Here is a 22,870-nt window from a genome sequence, read left to right as displayed (position 1 = left end):
GCCATGCGGATGAGGACACCTTCTCCCGGCCGAGGAGGTGCGGCCGAGTTGAGAGGCCGGCGCAGCGAGTTGGCGGTGCTCGACCGGCTGATCGAAGCCGTTCGCGGCGGCAAGAGCCGGGTCCTGGTAATACGAGGCGAGCCGGGCATCGGCAAGACGGCGCTTCTGGAGTATGTGGCCGGGAAAGTCTCCGGCTGCGGCGTGGCCCGTGCGGCGGGTATTCAGTCGGAGATGGAGCTCCCTTTCGCCGGGTTGCATCAGCTGTTGACGCCGATGCTGGATCGTCTGGACGACATCCCCGCCCCGCAAGGTGATGCCCTGCGCACTGCATTCGGCCTCGGTCCCGGAGCGACGCCAGACCGCCTTCTCGTCGCGCTGGCCGTCCTCAGCCTGCTCGCCGAGGAAGCCAAGGAGCGCCCGCTGCTCTGCGTTGTGGATGACGAGCATTGGCTCGATCGCGCCTCGGCGCAAATCCTCGCATTCGTTGCACGACGGTTGGCGGCGGAACCGATCGGCATCGTCTTCGCGGCGCGGGGAACGAGCGACGAACTCGAGGCGCTGCCAGAGCTGGCCGTCGAGGGCCTGCGCGAGACCGATGCGCGAGCGCTCCTGGACTCGGCGCTCACCGCTCCCCTGGACGCGCGCGTCCGGGAGCAGATCGTGGCCGAGACGCGTGGCAATCCTCTGGCACTGCTGGAACTGGCACGCAAGTCGACGCCAGCGCAGCTGGCGGGAGGGTACGCGATCCCCGGCGACGTACCACTCTCCAACAGGATCGAGGAGGCTTTCCAGCTCGACGCCCTCCCGGCCGAGACCCGGCGCTTTTTGGTGCTCGTTGCGGCCGATCCCACCGGGGAACCTCTGCTGCTCTGGCAAGCGGCTGCGCGGCTCGGGATCGATCCCGCGGCCGCGGACCCGGCCACCGAGGCGGGTTTGGTCGAGTTCGGCGCCCGCGTGCGGCTGCGTCATCCGCTGGTTCGCTCGGCCGCCTACCGGTCCGCGTCGTTTCAGGAAAGGCAGTCCGTACACGGCGCATTGGCGGAGGCCACCGATCCGGAGGCTGATCCCGATCGCCGCGCCTGGCACCGGGCCCAGGCGACAGCCGTACCCGACGAACGGGTAGCCGAAGAGCTCGGACGCTCGGCCGACCGCGCGCTTGCGCGGGGAGGGCTCGCCGCCGCAGCCGCGTTTCTCGAGCGCGCGGCGATTCTGACCCCAGAAGCCGGTTCCCGCGCACAACGCCTGCTTGCTGCCGCTAGAGTAAAGCGCGATGCGGGTGAGCTCGACGCGGCGCTCGGACTGCTGGCCGCGATCGTAGCCGGTCCGGCTGACACCCTGCTGACGGCAGAAGTGGACCGCTTGCGCGGGCAGATCGCATTAGAGCAGCGACGCGGTAGTGACGCCGCTCAGCTGCTCCTCAGCGCAGCAAGGCGGCTGGAGCCGCTCGACAGTTTGGCCCGCGAGACTTACCTGGAAGCGCTGGGGGCTGCAATCTGGGCCGGTGACCTCGCCGCCGCAGGTGACGTGCGCGAGGCGGCCGAGGCCTCGCGCGCGACGCCGTCGGCCGTCGAACCACCGCGTGCCGTGGACGTCCTGCTCGACGCACTCGCCATCCGATTGACGGAAGGGTATGCCGCAGCCGTTTCGGCGCTTACCCAGGCACTCGAGAAGGTTCTCGCGGTCGGTGCCGACGACGATGACCCCTGCTGGCTCTGGCTGGGCGGCGGGCGAGCCAGCATCCTCGTCGCACTCGAGCTCTGGGATGCCGAATCCTGGTACTTCCTGGCCGCTCGCCAGGCTGAATTCGCTCGCCAGACGGGTGCGCTCGTCCATCTGCAGTTCGCGCTCAACTTCCTCGTCCCGACCTACCTCCTCGGCGGCGAGTTGACCACGGCCGCGCTAATGGTCGAGGAAGATCGCCGGATTGCCGAGGCTACCGGGAACCCGCCGGTTTCGTATACCGAGATGAACCTCGCGGCCTGGCAAGGCCGGGAACGTGAGGCCGCTGAGCTGATCGAGTCCGCGTTGCGGGAGGCGAGGGCAAACGGTCTGGGCAGGTTGCTCGATTCCGCGGCCTATACGAGCTCAGTGCTCTACAACGGCCTCAGTCGCCACCAGGCTGCGCGCGACGCGGCGTGGGAGGCGTTTCAGCGCGACAGCGTGGGCATCGGACCGTTTGTGGTACCCGAGCTGGCCGAGGCGGCATCCAGGACCGGTAACGTGGAGATGGTCGAGGCCGCGCTCAAGTGGCTGTCCGAACGCACAAGTGTTACGCCCACCGACTGGGCATTAGGAGTTGAGGCACGCGTCCGCGCGCTTATGAGCCAGGGCGAGACCGCCGACCTCTGTTATCGGGAGTCGATCGCACACCTCAGCCGCACCCCACTGCGTGTACAGGTCGCCCGCGGGCACCTGCTCTACGGAGAATGGCTACGACGTGATCGCCGCCGCGCGGACGCGCGTGAGCAACTGCGCATCGCGTACGAGATGCTCGCGGCGATGAACGTCGAGGCGTTCGCTGCGCGGGCCAGACGCGAGCTTTTGGCCGTCGGCGGCACGATTCGCAAGCGCACGCCGGAGGCGCAGGACGAACTCACCGCCCAAGAAGCGCAGATCGCGCGGCTCGCCCGCGACGGACTCTCCAATCCAGAGATCGGCGCCAGGCTGTTCGTCAGTCCGCTGACGGTCAAATACCACCTGCGGAAGGTCTTCGCCAAGCTCAAAATCAGCTCACGACGTGAGCTCAACCACGTCCTGCCCGGCGACCCGAACGACGCCGGACCGCAATAGCGACGTTGGTCTGTCTCGTTGGACGTCTTCGGTCGGGTTCCGCAGCCGCCGATTCGGGAACCGCCTGGACGGCTCTGCGGCTAGCGCGGAGCCGTCCAGGCGGAACGCGGCGATGACCACGAAGATCCCCGGTTCCATAGTCATCCTTCGCGGAATAGCACCGATCAGCCGGCGTCAGCTCGTACGCGCGTGCCGGGCCGCAGGCCGCCGGCCGCGATCAGGCCGGTCGGCTCGTACTGCTCAGGCCCCCGCTTCAGAGCCGCCCACTTCTCGCGATACGGAACCCAGACTTCCCTGGCATGGTCAGCGATCGGCGACTTCCAATCGCGGAACCACTCAGCCATCATCGCGAGTGTCGTCATGGGAACCGCACCCGCTTGCACGAGCCTCATCACCGCGATGTCATGTTCTTCCTTTGTGCCGTCGCCTATGGCATCCGCGAGGACAGCGACCTCATAACCATCGGCCCGGGCGCTGATCGCCGGGAAGGTCACGCATACCGAGGTGACGATACCGCCGATCACCAGCTTCTTGCGGCCGGTCGCCTTCACCGCGTCCACGAACACCGGATCCTCCCAGGCATTCATATGCGAGCGGTCGATGACTTCGACGCCAGGGAGCGCGGCCGAGAGCGACGGGAGTACCGGATCGCTGGCCCCCATTTCGACGCCCACCGTGCTCAGCACGACGGGGATGTCGAAGCGCTGCGCCATCCTCGCGATCGTGGATACGTTGAGCTCGATGACTCTTCGATCCTGTTCGAACACCGCCGCCAGCACGTTGTCTTGATAGTCGATCAGCAGGAGCGCGCACTCCGCTGCATCCCAGATGCCACGCGACTGTGGATTCATGTCCTTGCCTCTCATGGTTGTGTCTGTTCGACCCCGAGCCCACCGAGGAGTTTCGTTGCGTGGAAACGCGTTGGCATCCGCTGGTAGACAGTCCGACTGGACAGTCGCGGCCTGGCGGCTGGACAAATCGGGCAGCGTTGCCTGACCGTTGGGTGGCATGTCGTTGGAGCGATTGCTTGCGCGTTCGGCAGAGTTGGAGACGCACGTTGCCGAATTGACGGCAAGTTGAGTTGATCAACGGCATCGCGCCGACGGCTGGTCTCGCAGTCGGTGCACTCGGCTGTGGTGTGCTCGTGCAATCCGCCCCGGCCCCCGACCACGGATGTTGCCATCACCCGCTTTCGTCGAGGCGCGCTCGAAGGGCGCGCGCGATCTGCCCGGCGGAGACGACCTGATCCGGGGTGAGCGCATCGACGAACAACTCACGGATGGCGCGCAGGTGAGGCGCTGACGCACGCCGGAAGGCGGCCGCGCCCGCGTCGGCGAGGACCGCTTCGGCTCCGCGGTTGTCGGTCGCGCAGTCTTCGCGGTGAATGAGTCCGCGCCGCTCCATGCGGGCCAGGTGGTGGGAGAGGCGGCTGCGCGTCCAGCCGATCTCCGCGGCCAGCTCGGAGGATCGCAGCCGACGGTGCGGCGCCTCACTGAGAGCGAGCAGCACGGCGTAGTCGCCGGGAGACAGGTTGGTGTCGCTCTGCAGCCGCCGCACAAGCTCGGTCCGCAGGGCTTCCGTCGTCTCGATGAAGTCACGCCAGATGCGCAGTTCGTCCGCGGTAAGCACTCGGCGTGCGGGTCGCTGTGTCATCGCTGCCCCTCCTTGATTGACACGTCAATGATATCGGCCCACACTGGATCGCGAACTATTGACACGTCAATTACACGGCTCTGGCAGGTCGCGCAGCGACTGACGAGCCGGCGAGGGAGAGTTGATGTTCGAGACACGTTTCGAGCTGGGACTCAATTCATTCGGCGAGGTCGCCTCGACGGGCGGCCGTGATCTCAGCGATGCGGACACGGTGCGGCTACTCGTCCAGGAGGCGCGGCTCGCAGAGGAGGTGGGCCTCGACGTGTTCAGCGTCGGCGAGCACTACCGTCCAGGCCACAACGACTCCGCGCCCCCGGTGCTGCTTGCCGCCACGGCGGCCGCGACCGAACGGATCGCACTCGGCACGAGCGTGACTGTGCTGAGCACCAACGACCCGGTTCGCCTCTACAACGAGTTCTCGACCGTCGACGCGGTCTCCAACGGTCGCGCGCGACTGGTGCTTGGCCGAGCCTCGGCGACTGAGTCGTTCCCGCTGTTCGGCTACAACCTGGCCGACTACGAGCAGCTCTTCGAGGAGAAGCTCGACCTGTTCATGCGATTGCAGCGGGAGGATGCCGTGACCTGGTCAGGCACGATCCGTGCCCCGCTGGTCGACCAGGTGCTGCATCCGCGGATGCGGCCCGGCGGCATCCCCACCTGGATCGGCGTGGGCGGCAGCCCGAACTCGGTGATCCGCGCCGCCCGGTACGGGCTGCCGCTCATGCTGGCGATCATCGACGGCCGTCCGCAACGCTTCGCCGGCCACGTCGACCTCTTCCATCGCGCGCTGGAGCAGTTCGGACAGCCCGCTCAGCCGGTGGGTATGCACTCTCTCGGCCTGGTGGCGGACACCGACGAGGAGGCGGTGGAGACCTGGTGGCGGAACTGGGAGTCGGTCGTGACCGACCTCGCGAACGAGCGCGGGTTCTACGCCCCGACCCGAGCGCGCTACGAGCGTGAAGTCGTCGACGGGGCCCTGTTCGTTGGATCCCCGGAAACCGTCGCACAGAAGATCGCCCGGATGGCGCGCGAGCTGCGGCTGAATCGCTTCGACCTGAAGTACGACATCATGCACCTCCCGCAGGAGGCCCGCGCCCGCACGATCGAACTGCTCGGCCGCGAGGTCGCCCCACGCGTCCGCGAACTCCTCGCCAAGCAGCCCGTCGCCGCCTGACCCGCATCCGAGAGAAAGAGAATCATGACCGAGATCGAATTCGGACTCGACACCTTCGGTGACGTGCCGGAGGACGACACAGGCGCGCTCACCACGTACGCGGCCGCGATCCGGCAGACCATGGACGAGGCGGTGCTGGCCGATGAGCTGGGAGTGGACGTGTTCCTGGTCGGCGAGCACCACCGGCCGGAGTACGCTATCTCCAGCCCCGAAACCGTGCTCGCGGGCATCGCCACACGCACCTCCCGCATCCGGCTCGGCTCCGGCGTGACCGTGCTCAGCTCGGACGACCCCGTACGTGTCTTCCAGCGCTTCGCCACCGTTGACGCCCTGTCGAACGGACGGGCCGAGGTGATCCTCGGCCGCGGCTCGTTCACCGAGTCGTTCCCCCTGTTCGGCTACGACCTGGCCGACTACGACGTCCTGTTCGAGGAGAAGATCCAGCTGTTCGCCGAGCTCCTCAAAGAAAAACCCGTCACATGGTCGGGCACCAAGCGCGCCCCGCTCGTGGACGCGGACGTCTTCCCCAAGACCGAGTCCGGGCACCTGAGCACATGGGTGGGCGTCGGCGGCTCGCCGCAGTCCGTCGTGCGCACCGCGTACTACGGATTCCCCCTCATGCTCGCGATCGTCGGCGGAGCCCCTGCGCGGTTCGCCCACTACATCGACCTGTACCGGCGCGCCACGGAGCAGCTCGGCACCACCGCCCACCCCGTCGGCATGCACTCACCCGGCTTCATCGCCAACACCGACGAGGAGGCCCGAGAGCTCGTGTGGCCCCGATACCAGGTGATCCGCGACCGGATCGGCGCCCTGCGCGGCTGGCCGCCCATCCGCCACGAGCACTACGACGCCGAAATCGACCACGGATCGATGTACATCGGCTCGCCCGAGACCGTCGCCCGCAAGATGGCACAAGCCATCCAGACCCTCGGTGTCGGACGCTTCGACCTGATCTACACGACGGGAACCATCCCGACGAGTGCCCGACTGCGTGCGGTCGAGCTCTACGGCACCCGCGTGATTCCGATGGTCCGAGAACTCCTCGCCGAGCAGCCCGCCGTCGCCGCGAACACCGAGGCGCGGTCATGAGCGGCACCGGCACGACACTCGGAATCCTCGGCGCCGGCAAAGTCGGTACCGTGCTCGCCCGCCTCGCCATCGCGGCCGGTTACCGCGTCCTGCTCGCAGGCTCCGGCGACCCGGCGAAGATCGCACTCACCGTCGACGTACTCGCCCCCGGAGCGATCGCCACCACCGCCTCAGCCGCAGCGCTCGGCTCCGATATCGTGATCCTCGCTCTACCCCTCGGCAAGTACCGCACCATCCCGGCGGACGCGCTTCGCGGCAAGCTCGTGATCGACGCCATGAACTACTGGTGGGAGGTCGACGGCGTCCGCGACGACCTCAACGACCCGACCACATCCAGCAGCCAGACCGTGCAGGCGTTCCTCCGCGACGCCCGCGTCGTCAAGGCCTTCAACCACATGGGCTATCACGACCTCGAAGACGAGGCCCGGCCAGCGGGAGAACCGGATCGCAAGGCGATCGCCATCGCCAGCGACAACCCGGATGATCTTACGACCGTCGCCCGGGTCGTCAACGACCTCGGCTTCGACCCCGTCATCGCCGGTTCCCTCGCGGACGGCGTCCAACTCGAGCCGGGCGCCGAGACGTTCGGCGCCAATGTCGACGCGCACGACTTGCGCACGATGCTCGAGCGGTTCCCCGACTCCGACCGGGGCCGACAGATCGCGCAGGCGCGTGCCACGCAAGCGTCAGATGAAAGCGCTGCCTAGATCAGGGATTCCGAAGTCGTGGCTGGTGGCCGAGTGGGTGCCCGACAGGGACGAAGGGTGTCCATGATCATTGTGTGACGACGATCTTGACACCCTTCTGGCCGCACTGTACTGCTTCCTCGACGATCACCTCATCGGCCCACGGCGCATCGGGCGCCGGCCGCTGTTGACCGACGCCGAGCCTTCCGCAAGGCCAAAGCCAGTCACGCGAACCAGGAATGCGTACGTGTGGCCCGCCGGGACGGCTGGGTCGAACTCCGCGACGACAAACCTTCGCAGCGCCCGACGACCACCGCCTCGTGTTCACCGAAGCACAGTTCGACCATTTCTTCGCCCACGTCCGCGCCGGGCACACCCACGGCCCCTGCCTGGACATCACCCGCCGCGACAACGGAACGTATGCCTTCCGCAGCACCGTGCCCCAACCCTGCGGAACGACCGCGGAACTGGAGTTCACCGAAGCCGAAGTCCTCGCCTTCCTGGACGGCATCGCCCAAGGAGACTTCGACCGGAACACCACACCAAACATGGCCCTGTGCCGATAGCCGTCCCCGCGTCCCGGCGCCCTAGGGCGAAACGACCGACGCGACCGTTGCACCGCAGGCACGGGGTGACCGACAGCAGCGGCCACCCCGTTCCGGTCGCAGACAGCACGGTGCTGCTCTCTGGGAGCGCCGTAGGGCATGAAACCACATGTGCTGCCTGGTAGAGATTAAAGACGCACCAGGCTGTAGCCAGGTCCATAGTGGACAGGAGTAGTCACGCGGACGCGCCCGCGAGGCGGCGTTCGTGGCAGCGGGAGAAAACCGGCGTCAGATCGTATGACAGGGCCTGTCAGTCCGGAGCAACAAGTCGACGAAACGACGGGTGGCGCAGCACTCCGTCGCTCGTCCTTAACCGAACTACGAACGACTGCCGCCTGATGAGGGGGTGTGGATGCTTGCCCACCTCCTTTTCATCGTTTATCGTCGATTAACGATGAATGATGTGCCGTTGGATCGTGGTGCTGCCGTCGAGTACGCCTCGTGGTTCAAGGCGTTGGCCGATGCCACGCGGGTGCAGATCGTGACGCTGTTGGCTCGTGCGCAGCGGCCCATGACGGTGGGGGAGGTCGTCGACGCGGTGGAGGTCGGGCAGTCCACCGTGTCCACTCACCTGAAAGTCTTGGCGGAGGTCGGGTTCGTGCTCGTGGAGCGTCGTGGCACTGCGAGCTGGTATCGGATCAACCAGGAGTGCGTGGAGTGCTTCCCGACGGCCGCCGACGTGGTCATGGGGCGCCCGGTGCCGGTGACGCCGTGATGAGCGGAGGGAGCAGCGACGGTGGACGAGCGGGAGGAGATCGTCGAGCGGTACTCGGGGCTGGCGCGATCGGCGCTGGCCGGTGAGCAGATCGCCGACTGCGACCGTGAGGTGTTTACGGAGGGCTGTTTCGGCGCGGCCGGTTATGCCGACCACACCGATGTCCCGGACGACGCGGCCCGGGTGAGCCTCGGGTGCGGCAATCCCCTTGCGGTGGTGGACCTTCACGAGGGCGAGACGGTGCTGGATCTGGGGTCGGGTGGTGGCTTGGACGTGTTGCTCTCGGCGCGCCGGGTCGGCGGGACGGGCTGGGCGTATGGGCTCGACGCCAGCGAGGACATGCTGCGTCTCGCTCGCGCCAATGCCGCCCGTGAGGGTGCGAGCAACGTCGAGTTCCTGCAGGGGTATCTCGAAGACGTCCCGCTTCCCGATAGGAGTGTGGATGTGGTCATCTCCAACTGTGTGATCACGCTGTCCACCGACAAGCCCCGTGCGCTCGCCGAAGCGTTCCGCGTGCTGAAGCCGGGTGGTCGACTTGGCATCAGCGACATCGTCGCGGACGGCAGCGTTTCCGGGCCGGAACGCCGCAGTGCCGAGGAACGGGTCGGATGCCCCATCGGCACGCTGACGTGCAACGCATACCTGGACGTGCTGACCACGATCGGCTTCACCAACGCCGAGGTCACCTTCACCCAGCACGTTGGTGCGGGCGTGCACTCGGCGATCATTCGCGCGACCAAACCCGCGCTCGGATCGTCCTGATCAACGCAGGGCAGGCACGCAGCAGCGTTGGCGGCGAGCGGGTTTCGATGCGGTGAGGCGTGCGGCGACGTAGTGGGCGTCGCGGTGGACGCCGCGGAGGGTGGCGGAGGAGAAGCTGCGTTGCCATTCCAGGCCGACGTAGCCGAGTCCGGGGCCTGTTCGGGAGAGGCCGCGCAGGTGTCTCGGGGCACCGGAGGGTCGAGGGCGCCGAGGGGTCGTAGGTAGCTGACGTCGGGGCGGTAGCCGGTGGCGACGATGATCGCGTCGACTGGTTCGCGGCTCCCGTCGGACCAGGTGATCGTGTCGGTGTCGAGGTGGGTGAACATCGGCCGGTGGTCGGGTTTTCCGGCGTCGATCGCGGCGCGGTAGGCGCCCTTGTCGGAGATCGGGGTGGTGGGGATAGTGCGCAGCCACGGTCCGAGGGGCAGGATGCCCAGCCTGGTGGTGGCGGTCCAGAAGTGCAGGTCTTTGCCCAGGAGCGTGGGGTTGGCGTAGCGCAGGGGTGTGCGGCTGGTGATGGTGACGTGGGCGTGTTCGGCGAGTTCGACGGCGATCTGGACGGCGGAGTTGCCGCCACCGACGACGATGACGCGCTGTCCGGCGAAAGGCTTGGGATTGCGGTAGTCGGCGGCATGGACAGCCCGGCCGGTGAACTGGTCGAGCCCGGGTAGGTCCGGCTGGTAAGGGCGGCTGAAGCCGCCGGTGGCCGCGATGAGCAGTGGTGCTGTGAGTGTCTCGTCGTGTCCGGTGTGGACGGTGTAGGTGCCGTCGTCTGCGGTGACGGCGGTGACGCGGTGATGGGTGCGGATGTCGGCGTCGAGGCTGGTGGCGTAGCGCCGGAGGTAGTTGACGACTTCGTCGCGGTGCGGGTAGCGGTCGGGATCGCCGGGGAAGGGAGCACCGGGGAAGGCGCTGAATCGGGCGGGTGAGAACAGGGTGAGGCTGTCGTAGTAGCGCGGCCAGGACCCGACCGGCTCGGCCCCGGCTTCCAGTACCACCGGCCGGATTCCGCGGGTTCGGAGGGCGTGGGCGGCGGCGAGTCCGGCTTGGCCGCCGCCGATGACGAGAGCGTCGTGGTCGTTCATAGGCACCTTTCATCGACCGTCGCCCGGGGGCGAGCGACGGGTGATGTGGGATGGATGAGTGGTTAAGCGTCGTCGCAGGTGCGGCGGCGTTCCAGCAGGACGGTGTCGCGCCAGATGCCGTGGTGTTGGGCGATGCGTTCCCGGACGCCGACGGTGCGGAATCCCGCGGAGTAGTGCAGGGCGATGCTGGCCCGGTTGTCCGGGAAGATCGAGGTTTGCAGCGTCCACAGGCCGTCGGCGTCGGCGGCGGTGACTTGCTTGTGTAGCAAGGCTTTTCCAACGCCGCGTGAGCGGAAGTCTTCGCCGACGTAGACGGAGGTTTCGGCGACGCCGGAGTAGCAGGCGCGGTTGGACACCGGGCTGGCGGCGGCCCACCCGACGACCTGGCCGTCGATCTCGGCGACCCACCGGTGCCCGGGAATCCACCTGGCTTCCAGGGACTTCCGCGGTGGGACCTCGGTTTCGAAGGTCGCGTTGCCGGTGGCGATACCTTCGGCGTAGACGCGCCGCACCGCCGCCCAGTCTCCGGTCTCCAGCGGGCGAACGGTGACGTCGTCGGGGACGTCCTCCGGGCAGCACGGTCGGGCGACGACGCCCATGACGGCGTCGGCGGCGTGCGGGAGTCCGGTGCAGCAGGCGGTGTTGACCGAGACCTGGGTGACGGTGCCTTCCTTGTGCAGCAAGACGAAGCCGACCTCGGCGAGCTTGCTCACGTGGTGCGAGCAGGTGGACTGGCTGATGCCCAGCTGCTCGGTCAACGCGCCCACGCTGATGGTCCCGGCCACCGCGACGGCGTGCAGCAGCCGGACGCGGGTGGGTTCGGCCAGGCACGCGAACCACTCCGCGTAGGTGGCCGCGTCCTCGGCCGCAAGCAACCCGGTCTCGGGCACCGTCGTCGTCATGACCCCAGTATCGACACACGTCGATATTTGTCAATCGATCGCGGTCGATGGTTGTTTCATCGGTCCGGGTCGATACATTGCTCTCGTCTTTATCGAAGAGGATCGATGGAAGGGGAGAGTTGTGGACGAGTTGCCAGTTGTGGTGGTGGGCGCGGGCCCGATCGGGCGCGCCGCTGCGGCGTACGTACTGGAGCGCGGTCTGGAGCCGGTGGTGCTCGAGGCAGGCCCGGAGGCGGGCACCTCGGTGCGGGAGTGGGGGCCACGTGCGGCTGTTCTCGCCGTGGTCGGAACTGATCGATCCGGCCGGAGCCCGGTCGCTGGAACGGCACGGGTGGCAGCGCCCGGAGCCGACGGCATATCCGGCTGGCGCGGACTGGGGCGAGCAATACCTGCGGCCGTTGGCTGCGTCGCTGGGCCAGCGGGTCCGCTTCGGCGCGCGAGTGGTCGGGGTGGCTCGCCGCGGGCGGGATCGCGTGGTCGACGCGGGCCGGGATTCCGAGTCGCTGAGCGTGCACGTCGAGACCGTCGACGGTGAGGAGCGGATCATCGCGCGGGCGGTGATCGACGCTTCCGGGACCTGGGGCCAGCCCGAACCCGCTCGGTGGCGATGGCTTGCCAGCGGTCGGGGAGCGCGCAGCGCGCGAGCGCATCACCTACCAGGTTCCGGACCTGGCCGATGCGGGCGTGCGGGCGCGGTACGCGGGCAAGCGCGTGGCCGTGGCAGGCAGCGGGCACCACGAACCCGGACGGAGGAGGCAAGGGCATGCTCGACGACGTGCGCGTGGTGGCGTTCGACATCTTCGGCACCACGGTGGACTGGCACACCGGGATCACCGAGCAGGTCGGCGAGGTGTTCGCACACCGCCGGATCGATCTCGATCCGGCAGCGTTCGCCGACTCGTGGCGTGACCGCTACCTGCCCGCGATGGCGCGGGTCAACAACGCCGAACGGGAGTGGGCCTACCTGGACACGCTGCACCGCGAATCGCTGAACGCCTTGCTTACCGAGCACGGCGTGGGCAGCACGGTGAGCGAGTCCGACCGCACACGGTTGGTGCGGGCTTGGCATCGCCTGCCGGCCTGGCCGGACAGCGACGAGCTGCTGACCCGGCTACGCCATCGCTACACCGTGGTGGCGCTGTCGAACGGTGGTTTCGGTCTGCTGGTCAATCTGGTCAAGGCCGCCGGCTCGTCCTTTGACGCGATCGCATCCGCGGAACTCGCGCGCACCTACAAACCGGCCCCGGCTGCGTACCTGACCGCTGCGCAACTGCTGGATGTCGCCCGCCGCGAAGTGCTGATGGTCGCTGCGCACAGCTGGGACATCGATGGCGCCCGTGCCGCCGGGCTGTGCACCGCGTTCCTGCAACGCCCTGCGGAGAAAGGCCCCTACCGCGAAGCGGACCGCGCGGCCGACACCATTTGTGACATCGCCGCCACGTCCGCATCCGACCTCGCGACCCAACTGGCCTGCTGAAACAACCAACAACCACCGAGGACCGGCGCCGTGACCGGCCCTGACCAACCTCGGAAGGTATGAAGGTATCCGCTTGTGACGAACCGACGCCCGTTCTTCGACGCCCACTGCCGCTCAGAACGCCGTTGGACCAGATCGACGGCGTTCAACGGGGAGTGGACCGCCGATCAATCCTGATGACTTTCGTGGCGGCTTCGAGTTGCTGGCGCGGCCGGTAGTTGTCCAGCGTGAGCCGCTGGATGTTCGCGGCGGCCAGGTCGAGGTGTTCGCGGAGTTCGTGGTTGTCCCGCCGTAGCTTGTCGTTGTCGAGTGAGCTGGTCGAATCGGCTGATCGCGGCCTCGGTCGAGGTGGGATCGGTGGCCCGTTGGTGCTCGAGGTCAACGGCGATTTCGGGGAAGTGGCGCCGGAACGTGGTGTTGGCCAACCCGAATCGCCTGGCCAGCGCCAAGATGGTCGGCGGTTTGCCAGTGGCCCCGGTCAGTTCCTTGATAGCCAACTGGACGTCTTCGACGCTGGGCAGGGCCGTGCGGCGGGTCACGCGGTCTCCGGGGCGTGGCGGTCGAGGAACTGGGTGATCTGCTCGTGGCGGGAGCGCAGCCGGTGGACGAGCAAGGGTGGCAGGCCGGGCCGGACGGCCAGTTCGTCGGTGATCTGGTCGCATTCGCGGCGCAGTTGTGGACCGGCGTCGCCGGGGTGTACGCCGCCGGGGACGCCGCCCGCTGGCACAACCAGCTGTTCGGCCGGCCGATGCGGTTGGAGCACTGGACGAGCGCCGCCGAGCAGGGAGCCGCGGCGGTGGGCAACGCGCTCGATCCAGCGTCGGCCACGCCGTACGAGACCGTGCCGTACTTCTGGTCGGACTGGTACGACAGCCGCCTCCAGTTCGTCGGCGTACCAGACGCGGAGGAGGTGGTGCTGGTCGACGGTGGCCCGGAGTCCGGTCGTCGCTGTGTCGCCCTTTACCGCGATGGAGACCGACTGGTCGGCGCGTTCGCGGTCAACGGCCGGTCTGTGATCATGAAGTACCGCGGGCTGATCGGGGCCAGGACGAGTTGGGTCGACGCGCTGGACTTCGCCGAGACCGGCCGGGGGAATAGGACGGCCTACCGGGGCCGGTTCGGCTACCGCAACGACGGGTATTCATCCTCGCCCGATGGTGGACGCGGTACCGGGATGGAACTGCTACAACTACGTGCGCAGCACGGGTTCCGGCCGGTTTCTCGTTGGTCCGGACGTGCTCCGCTTCACGAACGCGTTGCATGGCAACAGGTTGCCGGTTCCGCGCGCGGCGATCACCCGCGGCGCGGCCTCCGCCCCGTCGATCATCTGCCTGGACGAGCCCGCGGCAGGGCTCGGCGAGTGACGTGGAACCGGCCGACCCCCTGCTGATCGAGTGTCGGCAGGGGATCGGCCGGAGTTCGCCGTGGCTAGGCGGCGTCAGGTGCCGACACGATGCCGGCGGAGACCTGGGCCATGACGTACTGCACCGCAAGCGACGTGCCACCGTGCTGCAGCAACGCCTCCGTGACGAGGTTCCGTTCCGGGGAGTTGATCTCGGGGGTCCACTCGCACAGCAGGGCCGCAACGTTGAGCGGCTTGGCGCCGGCCTGGATCATGCGGGTCTTCGCGTCCTCGTGCGCGTCCTTGGTGAGGCCGGCCGAGCAGTCGGTCAGGATGTAGACCTCGAACCCGTCCTTGAGCGCCGCGAGCACCGCCTGGGCGAGGCACACCTCGGTCGACAGGCCGGCCATGACCAGCTTCTTGCGACCAGTGGCCAGCACCGCGTCGCGGAAGTTCGGATCGGACCACGCGGCCGTCGTCGTGCGGTCGATCGGCGTGACATCGGGGAAGATGTCCTGGATCTCCTTGAAGATCGGGTCGGCGAGGAGGCTGCCTCGGGCGGCCACCGTGGTCAGCACGGTGGGTACGCCGACCGCCTTCGCCGCGCGGGCCGCGGCGGTGACGTTGTTGACCAGGTGCGTGCTGTCGGTCTCCAGGGTGAAGGTCAGCCAAGGCTGGTGGTCGATGAGCACGAGAGCCGAGTTCTCGATCGTGAGCTCGGTGGGGTCGGTCATTTTCCTGTCTCCATTTCGTTGTTGTTTCCGTTTTCTTGCCTGGTCAGCTGAAGACGGCCTGAGTCTCGAGGTACGCGGCCAGTCCGTGATGGCCGAACTCGCGGCCGAGGCCGGACTGCTTGAAGCCACCGAAGGGGGCGTCGGGTGCGTCGACGATCTCGTTGATCATCAAGCGGCCGGCCTGGATGCGACGGGCCACGCGCTGTCCTCGCTGGACGTCGCCGGTGGCGACGTAGGCGTGCAGGCCGTAGGGGGTGTTGTTGGCGATCGCGATGGCGTCGTCCTCGTCGCGGTAAGTGATCACGGCCAGGACCGGGCCGAAGATTTCCTCACGGGCGATGGTCTGGTCGTTGGTCGCGGTCAGCAGGGTGGGCTTGACGTAGTTGCCGTCCGCCAGTCCTTCGGGGTGTCCGAGTCCGCCGACCAGAATCTGGCCGCCTTCGTCGACGCCGGCCTGGATGTAGTGCTGGACGCGGTCGTACTGGTCGCGGTCCAGGACGGGGCCGACGATGGTGTCGGGGTCGCGGGGGTCGCCGACTTTCATGGCGGCGACGGCGTCGGCGAGGGCCTGCTTGATCTCCTGCTCGCGGCTGTGCGGGATGAGGATCCGGGTGCCTGCGATGCACGCCTGCCCGTTGTTGAACAGGCCCGCCTGCACGGCGAAGGGCACCGCGTGGGACAGGTCGGCGTCGTCGAGGATGATCGTCGGGGACTTGCCGCCCAGCTCGAGGGTGACGCGCTTCATGGTGTCCACCCCGTTGTGGGCGATGATCTTGCCAGTGGCAGTGGAACCGGTGATCGACACCTTGGCGACGTCCGGGTGGGCGGTGAGAATGTTGCCGACCGGATCGCCCTTGCCGAAGACGACGTTGACGACGCCGTCGGGCAGGCCGGCGTCGGCGAACGCGTCGAGGACGGGCTGGGCCTGCCAGATCCCGCGTTCGCTGGGCTTGATCACAATGGTGCAGCCTGCGGCGAGTGCCACGCTGGCCTTCATTGCGATGAACCAGCTGGCTCCGTTCCACGGGGTGATCAGGACGGCTACCCCGACCGGTACTTTGTGGACGGTGGCGCGGCCGACCTGCTCGGTGAAGGTGTCCTCGATGAGGAGCTTCTGCGCGTAGACGAACCAGTCGCGGGACTGGTCGACGATGTAGGCCGCGGTGGCGGTGGTGGTGCCGAACTCCTCGACGAGGGCGTCGATCATCTCCTCGCGGCGGGCGGCGAAGGAGTCGGCCAGTTTCTGCAAGTACTCCCGGCGCTGGTCGAGGGTCGTGGCCGACCAGGCGGGCAGCGCCTGCCGGGCGGCCTCGACAGCCAGGTTCGCGTCGGTGGCGTCGCCCAGCACGCCCTCGGCGATCTGTTCGCCGGTGATCGCGCTGGTGACAGCCTGCCGGTCCTGGCCGTGGGCTTGCTGGACCCGGCCATTGACGAGCTGCCGGTTGAGGGTCTGCACAATGATCGTCCTCACGGTAAGGGGGTCAGGAGAATCTGGCCGTTCACCGTGCCGCGCTCGAGGCGGCGGTGCGCTTGTCCGGCCTCTGCCAGCCGCATCGTCTCGGTGCGCATGTCGGCGAGGCCCTGGCCGACGGCCTTGAGCGCGGCCTCGGCGGCGGGGCGGGCCTGCTCGGGGTGGGCGGGGAGGCACATGCCGACCGCGAAGCCGAGCATCGCGAGGTTGCCGCCCCACAGAGCGTTGGTCTGCACGGTGTGCTCCCAGTCGCCACTGGCATTGCCCACCAGCAGCATCCGGCCCATCGGAGCCATCACCCGCAGAGTGTCCGTGCGGAGCCGGCCTCCGACCGGGTCGACCACGACGTCGAAGCGCTGGTCGCCGACGGCCAGGTCCTCGCTGGCCACCACGCGACTGTTGACTCATGTCGCTGCCTCTCCGTAGTTGTCGTTGTCCTGCTGCTCGAGGGGCCAACGCAGACCTTGGCCGCGGCGGCGCAGCGCTCGCATCCGCCACTGGACGGCCCAAGAGGAGGGACTGTCTGATTTCATCGTCGTTACCCCGAACGTGCCTATCCGAAGGGCCGCACCCGCCGCCCGTTCACCGACCACGTCGGCAAGGTCCTGGCCGAGGAGTCGAATCTCGCCCGGCTGGCCGAGAAGTACGACAGCAAGGACGTTGGACTGCGCGACATCTGGGAGACGCGAAGGTTGGGCGAGGTGGTCAACCTGCGGCTGGACTGCACCGACCGCTACAACGTGCTGCCGCTGCTCTGGCACGACCAGACCAAGGTCGACAACTACGACGAGGCCATCCGCATCCCCGAGTCGGTCCACCAACTGCTGCAGGCACGGCGCCGCAAGACCATCCAGCGGTTCATCCAGTCGCGCGGCCGACCACCCACCGCCACCGAACGCCTGGGGCTGGCGCTGTTCGGCACGCGATGGCGCAACCGCGACGGCACCATGGCCATCAGCCTGTCCACTTTCAACCGCGACTTCCGTGACTGGGTCGACGAGCTTGACCTCGGCGGCCGCTACGCCAGCCATCAGGCCCGGCAACACGCTGGCCACAAACCTGCTGCGCCGCGGTACCGGCCTGCACCACATCCGCCGCTACCTCGGTCACGTCTCCGAGACCATGACCCAGGTCTACGCCAAGATCGCGCTGTCGGAAATCGAGGACGTGCTGCAGCACGTCTGGGTCGCCTGCCCCGGCGCCGTCAATCCCGGCGAGGTCCTGTCCACCAACCTCACGCCGATGAACAGGCAACAGGCCCACGCGCTGGACCTGTCCCGCCGCAGCACTCCGGCCGAGGGCGGATTCTGCACCTTCTAACCCGTCGTCGCCGGCGGCGCCTGCCCCTTCAACCTGAACTGCCACAACTGCGACAAGTTCGTCATCTCCGGCGCCGACCTGCTCTACTGGCGCCGCAAACAATGGTCCTCCATCGCCGAACGTGCCCCCGACGACACCACCGCCGACTACCTACACGCAGTGTTCGCCCCCACCGCGAAAGCCATTGACGGCCTGGAAAAGGCCCTCGCCGCTCTCGGTCTACTCGACGACGCACTCGCTCTGAACCTACGCCGCCAGGCCGGCGTCTCGCGCACCTTCGTCTACCAGAACCCCCAAGGCCGGCAACTGGTCGCCGAAGCGATCACCGCTTCGACCGCGCAACACAGCATCGACCGGCAAACTCGCCAGCACCGCGACGAACTTGACGCGGCCTGGCGCGAACGAGCCCTCAACGCCGAGGACGCCCTCGCCGCCACCCACCGCGAGATCGTTGCGCAGCGCCAACGAATCGCCGGGCTAATGGGACAGGTCCGCGACCTGGAACAAACCTGGTGCCACGACGGCCTCCACCGGCTGATCACCGAGAACACCACCCTCAAGCACCGCATCCGACAGCTCACCGACGACAACCAAACCCTTACCGACAAGCTCGCTGCCGCCCGATCCAACGCCCGGGCAGACCTCGAAGTTCAACTGCTCCAACCCGCCGCGCCGTCGACACCGACGACGGATCACCCGAACCGCCTGAGGCTTCCACCGGCCTGCACGACGTGATCTGTCAGCGGCCACTTGGAATTCGCCACGGACGGCCACTTCGGATGTCACATTCAGTGGGTCGCTCGACGGATCCGTGTTCGGCGACCTGTGCCTGGTCGCCGCAATCGTCGACCGGATCACCTCGAACGCCCGCATCCTCTAAACCGGCGCCCGGTCCTACCGGCTTCGCGCCGGCCAGATCCGCACCCGCAGCAAGAAAAGCGGCGGAGAAAGGCTAGCCGCCATGGAACTCAACCCCGTGAACGCCACCGAACTTGCCGAGACCCTTGGCTTCCTCCGTGACCGCCGTCGGCGACACCGTCAACGCATCGCTACAAGACTTCCTCGGAACCGACGGCTACAGCATCGACGACCTCCGCCTCGACCTCACCCGCTTCACCGGCGAACACCCCTATCCACAACCCCGGACACGAGCCAACCGAGGCCGAAATCCACGCTGATTACCCGGGGCTCACCCATTTGACGAGGCTCATGCCGTTACGCGCTGGCGGCGTCGTGGTCTGGCCGGTCGTTGAGCGGCCAGGTCGCGAGGCCCTGTTCTGCGTGACGGATAGCCGCGGCGTGGCCGAACAGCCCCGGCAGGCCGCCGGTATGCAGGAACACGGTCTTCTCGCCCGCGACGATCGCACCGTCGCGGATGGCGGCGGCGAGTCCTGCCAGTGCCCGGCCGGTGTACACGGGGTCGAGCACCAGCCCTTCGGCCCGGGCAGACAGCGAGAGGGCGTCGGCTACGGGCGCGGGGAGTTCGCGGTATCCGGCACCAACCTGATCGCCACGAACGGCGAGCTGCGCCGCGGTCAGGTCAACGAGGCCGGTGCCGTTGGCGAGTGTTGCGACGGCCTGGACCGGGGCAGCCATCGCGCCGGTGTCGACGCCGAGTACGCGCTCGGGACCCAGCGAAGCGACCAGCCCCGCCATCGTGCCGCCCGAGCCCACCGCGACCACCACGGTGCGCAGGTCCGGAACCTGCGTGAGCAATTCACGTCCGCATTCGACGTAACCACGAGCACCCACGCTGCTGGATCCGCCGAAGGGGATGAGCGCGGGCCGTCTGCCCCGAGACTCCAACTCGGTCGCGATCGTGGCCGCTGCCGCGTCGAGACTAGCGGCGTCCACGTCCCCGACCCAGGCCACACGTGCACCGAACAGACCGTCCAAGGCTAGGTTGCCGGACCGTAGGCCGCCGGCAGCACCAGGAAACACCAGGATCGCGTCGAGTCCCAACCGGGCGGCAGCCGCGGCGGTGAGCCGGGCATGGTTGCTCTGCGGCGCCCCGGTGGTGACCAATGTGTCGGCACCGTTGGCACGTGCCGCGCCGACCGTCCATTCCAGCTTGCGCACCTTGTTGCCTCCACCGCCGAGGCCGGTGAGGTCGTCCCGCTTCACCCACAGATCGCCCGGATCGAGGCCGAGCGCGCTCGCCAGTCGCGGGGCCGGCTCGACAGGCGTGGGCCAGGTGCCCAACAGCACACGCTCATCTGGCACGGCGGCAGCGGTCGCACTCACGCGAATCTGTCCTCTCATCACTCGACTGGGTGCCGGGTCGTGTTCCGGCCGCGGACGCCCAGGTCTTCACGGCGAACCTATGGGGGTAAAGCGTCGGGTCTCGTGAGAACACGGGTCTATGCGTGCACGTCCGGCAGGCTTGAGCCGCGTTGCGCGGTCCATGCCCGGCCGGCGTCGTCGGCGTCGGCGGTGCGACTGAGGGTCTCCCAGCGCGCGTCGGTTTCGATCCGCCAGCGCCATGCCTCGCGGCCGTATTCGTACGCGTCGCTGCCGACGAGCAGTCGAAGCGGCGGCTCGTCCAGTTCGGCGAGCCGCAGCACGATCCCGGCGACCTTCGCCGGGTCGCTATTGGCAACACTCTCGAACCCAGCCATGGTGCGAGCGGATTCGCCAACGGTCGCGCGGTACGGCTCGCTGATCGGCGGGGTCGTCATCGATGCTCCGGCCCAGTCCGTGCGCATCCCACCCGGCTCGAGCACTGTCACCTTGATCCCGAGAGGCGCCATCTCCGCCGCCAACGCCTCACTGAACCCGCCCACTGCCCACTTCGCTGATTGATACGCCGTCATCCCTGGGCTGCCGATGCGTCCGCCAAGAGACGAGACCTGGATGATTCGCCCACCACCCTGCCTCCGCAGCACGGGCACGGCGGCTTTGGTGACATGAACGACGCCCATGAAGTTCGTCTCGATCTGTCGCCGGAAGACCTCCAGCGTGGTGTCCTCCAGCGCGACGCGGTCTCCCTGTCCGGCGTTGTTGACCACCACGTCCAACCGCCCAAAAGCGTCGACACCGCCGCTGATCGCAGCTTGGGCTGCATCCGGATCGGTCACATCGAGCGGCTCGACGTGAACCTGCTCGCCATAGCGGGCGACGAACTCATCGAGGGCACGCGAATCCCGAGCGGTCGCCACCACGCGATGCCCGGCCGCGAGTGCTTGCCCGACGATGTGCCGTCCGAGCCCACGGGACGCACCGGTCACGAAGTACACCTTGCTCATCACACTCTCCTCTAGGGCCGCTCAACGCAAAGCCTTTGCGTTATGGCCACGCTATACCAACCCGACGGCTGCGTCAAAGCCATTGCGTTAAGATTGGGGAGTGAACTCGCCCGGCCAACGTGCCCGCTCCGCGGAAGCGAAGCGGCGGCGTGTCGCGGCGTTGCTGAACGCCGCGCGCGACATCGCCGTGGAAGATGGGGTCAAGAACGTCACGCTCACCGCCGTCACGAACCGCGTGGGCCTGCATCCCTCGGCGCTGCGTCGGTACTTCTCCTCCACCGAGGAGTTGCTTCTCGAACTCGCGGAGCAGGGCTGGGCGGACTGGCGAGATCACCTAACCGAAGGCTTCGGAACGGCACGAGACATCCAGGCCAGTGCGGCCGCCGACATCATCGCCGCTTCGCTCGGGCAACTACCGATCTTCTGTGATCTACTCACCCATGTCGCGCTCAGCCTCGAAGGCTGTGTTCGCATCGAACGGGCACGGCAGTACAAGCTGGCCGCGAGTGCCGCCAACGATGCCATGGCCGGCATCATCGAGCAAGCAGTCAGCCGCGTCGACTGTAACGGCGCCCGCACCATCCTCACCGCCGCCATGACCTCCGCCGCGTACCTCTATCAACTCTCACGACCCTCACCAACACTCCAGCAGCTCTACGCTGAGGTGCCGCGCTGGGCGCATTCGGCACTGCGCTTCCGAGCACAGTTGACGGAATTGCTGACCGCGGTGATTCGAGGGGTGCAGGCCGCCCATTGATCAGATAACGGCTCATGCTCCGTCAGCAGGAGAACGTATACACGCCAAGAAGTACGGATCGATGACCGCCGCCGCGACCTCGCCCTCTTCACCTTCCTTATCCGCGGCAACAACCGCGAACCCTCCCTCACTGAGCCTTTTCCACTTGGTGTCAGCCTGCGTGGATGAGGGTTTGGACGGCGTTGATGAGCAGGGTCGCTCGGCTGGGGCTGGACCGGATCTTGCGGAGGATCTTCCAGCTTTTGAGCCGCGCGTTCGCTCGTTCGCCGGGGCCGCGGAGGCGGGCGTGAGCTGCGTTGACGGCTTTCTGATTCGCCGACAGCCGAGGACGCTCGCTGTTATCGGGATCCGAGGTCGACGGCGTTGTGGGACTTCGACATTCGGCCCCGCACCGCGGTAAGCACTGTCGGCGACCACCCGAACCCCGGCGGTCTGGAGCGCGTCGAGAAGTCCGTGTTCGCGGGCCGCGCCCATGTCGTGCCGCGCCCCGGGAAACGCCGGTGACACCCACACCAAACGCCCTGCCGGATCCGCCATGACCTGTACGTTCACGCCGTGCCGCTTGTATTTTCCCGAGTAATACGGGTGATCCCGCCCCGAGACCATCCCGACCCGATCGATCCGCAGCAGCGTCCCATCCAGGATGACGAACGCTTTCCGTACGGCGAGGGTGATCGCGTTGTCCAAGCTGGGAGCCATCGCGGCCAACACCTCCAACGCCTCGCGGATATAACGGAACACCGTGGTCACCCCGATCCGGAACCCGATCGCCAGGTCGGTGTAGGTCTCGCCTTTACGCAAATAGGCCAGCACCAACAGAGCCTGCTCACCCGCCTGAAGGCGCCGCCACCGCGTACCGCGTTCACGACGCCGATGCCGCAACGCCTCAGCCAGCATGTTCACCGCACGACTGGACACCGACATCCCCGACGGGTATGAAAACACCCCGAAGCTCCTAGTTAGACGAGTTGATCTAGGCAATCACGGGAGTGTCAGGAATCTTGTGGGCGATGATGTGATCGCCTTGTCGATTACTGCACGGTGACCCGGTCACCGTAGT

The 22,870-nt window shown here is 67.6% G+C and carries 22 protein-coding genes and 3 pseudogenes; 14 read left to right on the top strand and 11 right to left on the bottom strand.

The features are described from left to right. The first annotated feature begins 3 nt into the window (after positions 1–3). Positions 4–2,790 carry a helix-turn-helix transcriptional regulator gene (locus MOQ72_RS28555; RefSeq protein ID WP_308197980.1) on the top strand — a complete coding sequence of 929 codons (2,787 nt, stop codon included), beginning with the start codon at positions 4–6 and terminating at the stop codon, positions 2,788–2,790. 164 nt (positions 2,791–2,954) lie between these two features. On the opposite strand, the gene MOQ72_RS28550 is transcribed toward MOQ72_RS28555, so the two are convergent. Then, positions 2,955–3,656 (bottom strand): isochorismatase family protein, encoded by a 702-nt coding sequence (locus MOQ72_RS28550; protein WP_242188820.1) that lies wholly within the window; start codon positions 3,654–3,656, stop codon positions 2,955–2,957. Positions 3,657–3,972: 316 nt separating this feature from the next. Continuing rightward, entirely contained in the window at positions 3,973–4,443 is a 471-nt protein-coding gene (locus MOQ72_RS28545; RefSeq protein WP_242188819.1) for a MarR family winged helix-turn-helix transcriptional regulator, read from the bottom strand. A gap of 124 nt (positions 4,444–4,567) precedes the next feature. On the opposite strand from MOQ72_RS28545, the gene MOQ72_RS28540 reads away from it, so the two are divergent. The 6 genes from MOQ72_RS28540 (at position 4,568) to MOQ72_RS28515 (ending at position 9,477) form a co-directional block, all read left to right on the top strand. Continuing rightward, on the top strand, positions 4,568–5,617 hold the full coding sequence (locus MOQ72_RS28540) for an LLM class flavin-dependent oxidoreductase (RefSeq protein WP_242188818.1): 1,050 nt from the start codon (positions 4,568–4,570) through the stop codon (positions 5,615–5,617). Positions 5,618–5,641: 24 nt separating this feature from the next. Beyond that, positions 5,642–6,709 carry an LLM class flavin-dependent oxidoreductase gene (locus MOQ72_RS28535; RefSeq protein WP_242188817.1) on the top strand — a complete coding sequence of 356 codons (1,068 nt, stop codon included), beginning with the start codon at positions 5,642–5,644 and terminating at the stop codon, positions 6,707–6,709. Beyond that, positions 6,706–7,416 (top strand): NADPH-dependent F420 reductase, encoded by a 711-nt coding sequence (locus MOQ72_RS28530; protein WP_242188816.1) that lies wholly within the window; start codon positions 6,706–6,708, stop codon positions 7,414–7,416. Before MOQ72_RS28535 ends, MOQ72_RS28530 begins: the two co-directional genes overlap by 4 nt. Before the next feature lie 299 nt (positions 7,417–7,715). After that, positions 7,716–7,961 (top strand): hypothetical protein, encoded by a 246-nt coding sequence (locus MOQ72_RS28525; RefSeq protein ID WP_242188815.1) that lies wholly within the window; start codon positions 7,716–7,718, stop codon positions 7,959–7,961. A gap of 433 nt (positions 7,962–8,394) precedes the next feature. Continuing rightward, a complete protein-coding gene (locus tag MOQ72_RS28520) occupies positions 8,395–8,715 on the top strand; it encodes an ArsR/SmtB family transcription factor (protein WP_242188814.1) in 321 nt (106 codons plus the stop codon). A 21-nt stretch (positions 8,716–8,736) separates the two neighbouring features. After that, complete coding sequence (locus MOQ72_RS28515; RefSeq protein WP_308197985.1) at positions 8,737–9,477, top strand: methyltransferase domain-containing protein; 741 nt, start codon at positions 8,737–8,739, stop codon at positions 9,475–9,477. A 557-nt stretch (positions 9,478–10,034) separates the two neighbouring features. On the opposite strand, the pseudogene MOQ72_RS45295 reads toward MOQ72_RS28515, so the two are convergent. Continuing rightward, positions 10,035–10,562, bottom strand: a pseudogene (locus MOQ72_RS45295) (flavin-containing monooxygenase); the annotation flags it as partial. A gap of 62 nt (positions 10,563–10,624) precedes the next feature. Further along, positions 10,625–11,464: a helix-turn-helix domain-containing GNAT family N-acetyltransferase gene (locus tag MOQ72_RS28505; protein WP_242188813.1), complete on the bottom strand. Its 840-nt coding sequence runs from the start codon at positions 11,462–11,464 to the stop codon at positions 10,625–10,627. Between the two features lie 121 nt (positions 11,465–11,585). Here MOQ72_RS28505 and MOQ72_RS28500 point away from each other — a divergent pair. Both MOQ72_RS28500 and MOQ72_RS28495 read left to right on the top strand, forming a co-directional pair. Then, positions 11,586–12,199, top strand: a pseudogene (locus MOQ72_RS28500) (FAD-dependent oxidoreductase); the annotation flags it as partial. Between the two features lie 28 nt (positions 12,200–12,227). Then, entirely contained in the window at positions 12,228–12,941 is a 714-nt protein-coding gene (locus MOQ72_RS28495; protein WP_242188812.1) for a haloacid dehalogenase type II, read from the top strand. 145 nt (positions 12,942–13,086) lie between these two features. On the opposite strand, the gene MOQ72_RS28490 is transcribed toward MOQ72_RS28495, so the two are convergent. Further along, the gene (locus tag MOQ72_RS28490; RefSeq protein WP_242188811.1) at positions 13,087–13,323 is read right to left on the bottom strand and encodes a hypothetical protein; all 237 of its coding nucleotides are present in this window, start codon (positions 13,321–13,323) and stop codon (positions 13,087–13,089) included. Between the two features lie 171 nt (positions 13,324–13,494). On the opposite strand from MOQ72_RS28490, the gene MOQ72_RS45290 reads away from it, so the two are divergent. Further along, entirely contained in the window at positions 13,495–14,331 is an 837-nt protein-coding gene (locus MOQ72_RS45290) for an oxidoreductase C-terminal domain-containing protein (RefSeq protein ID WP_308197979.1), read from the top strand. A 38-nt stretch (positions 14,332–14,369) separates the two neighbouring features. On the opposite strand, the gene MOQ72_RS28480 is transcribed toward MOQ72_RS45290, so the two are convergent. The 3 genes from MOQ72_RS28480 to MOQ72_RS28470 are packed head-to-tail and all read right to left on the bottom strand — an operon-like array spanning position 14,370 to position 16,877. Further along, on the bottom strand, positions 14,370–15,017 hold the full coding sequence (locus tag MOQ72_RS28480; protein ID WP_242188810.1) for an isochorismatase family protein: 648 nt from the start codon (positions 15,015–15,017) through the stop codon (positions 14,370–14,372). A gap of 43 nt (positions 15,018–15,060) precedes the next feature. Then, positions 15,061–16,488: an aldehyde dehydrogenase family protein gene (locus MOQ72_RS28475; RefSeq protein ID WP_242188809.1), complete on the bottom strand. Its 1,428-nt coding sequence runs from the start codon at positions 16,486–16,488 to the stop codon at positions 15,061–15,063. After that, positions 16,485–16,877: a zinc-binding dehydrogenase gene (locus MOQ72_RS28470; protein ID WP_242188808.1), complete on the bottom strand. Its 393-nt coding sequence runs from the start codon at positions 16,875–16,877 to the stop codon at positions 16,485–16,487. The genes MOQ72_RS28475 and MOQ72_RS28470 overlap by 4 nt, the downstream gene beginning before the upstream one ends. A gap of 595 nt (positions 16,878–17,472) precedes the next feature. Between MOQ72_RS28470 and MOQ72_RS28465 the strand changes: the two genes are divergently transcribed. From MOQ72_RS28465 to MOQ72_RS28455, 3 genes are all read left to right on the top strand, one after another. Further along, a complete protein-coding gene (locus MOQ72_RS28465) occupies positions 17,473–17,808 on the top strand; it encodes a hypothetical protein (protein WP_242188807.1) in 336 nt (111 codons plus the stop codon). 159 nt (positions 17,809–17,967) lie between these two features. Further along, the gene (locus tag MOQ72_RS28460; RefSeq protein WP_242188806.1) at positions 17,968–18,543 is read left to right on the top strand and encodes a hypothetical protein; all 576 of its coding nucleotides are present in this window, start codon (positions 17,968–17,970) and stop codon (positions 18,541–18,543) included. A gap of 281 nt (positions 18,544–18,824) precedes the next feature. Further along, the gene (locus MOQ72_RS28455; protein ID WP_242188805.1) at positions 18,825–18,986 is read left to right on the top strand and encodes a hypothetical protein; all 162 of its coding nucleotides are present in this window, start codon (positions 18,825–18,827) and stop codon (positions 18,984–18,986) included. 37 nt (positions 18,987–19,023) lie between these two features. On the opposite strand, the gene MOQ72_RS28450 is transcribed toward MOQ72_RS28455, so the two are convergent. Both MOQ72_RS28450 and MOQ72_RS28445 read right to left on the bottom strand, forming a co-directional pair. Further along, positions 19,024–20,052 (bottom strand): pyridoxal-phosphate dependent enzyme, encoded by a 1,029-nt coding sequence (locus MOQ72_RS28450; protein ID WP_242188804.1) that lies wholly within the window; start codon positions 20,050–20,052, stop codon positions 19,024–19,026. Positions 20,053–20,168: 116 nt separating this feature from the next. Continuing rightward, entirely contained in the window at positions 20,169–21,053 is an 885-nt protein-coding gene (locus MOQ72_RS28445) for an SDR family NAD(P)-dependent oxidoreductase (RefSeq protein ID WP_242188803.1), read from the bottom strand. A gap of 100 nt (positions 21,054–21,153) precedes the next feature. On the opposite strand from MOQ72_RS28445, the gene MOQ72_RS28440 reads away from it, so the two are divergent. Beyond that, positions 21,154–21,810, top strand: a complete 657-nt coding sequence (locus MOQ72_RS28440) for a TetR family transcriptional regulator (RefSeq protein ID WP_242188802.1) — start codon at positions 21,154–21,156, stop codon at positions 21,808–21,810. A 151-nt stretch (positions 21,811–21,961) separates the two neighbouring features. Here the strand turns inward: MOQ72_RS28440 and MOQ72_RS28435 are convergent. Further along, positions 21,962–22,755, bottom strand: a pseudogene (locus MOQ72_RS28435) (transposase family protein). Positions 22,756–22,870 lie beyond the last annotated feature (115 nt).

Source organism: Saccharopolyspora soli (genome assembly GCF_022678645.1).
Lineage (GTDB): Bacteria > Actinomycetota > Actinomycetes > Mycobacteriales > Pseudonocardiaceae > Saccharopolyspora > Saccharopolyspora soli.
The sequence above is the reverse complement of the archived record's forward strand: the minus strand, read 5'-3'. Positions and strand labels throughout refer to the sequence as shown.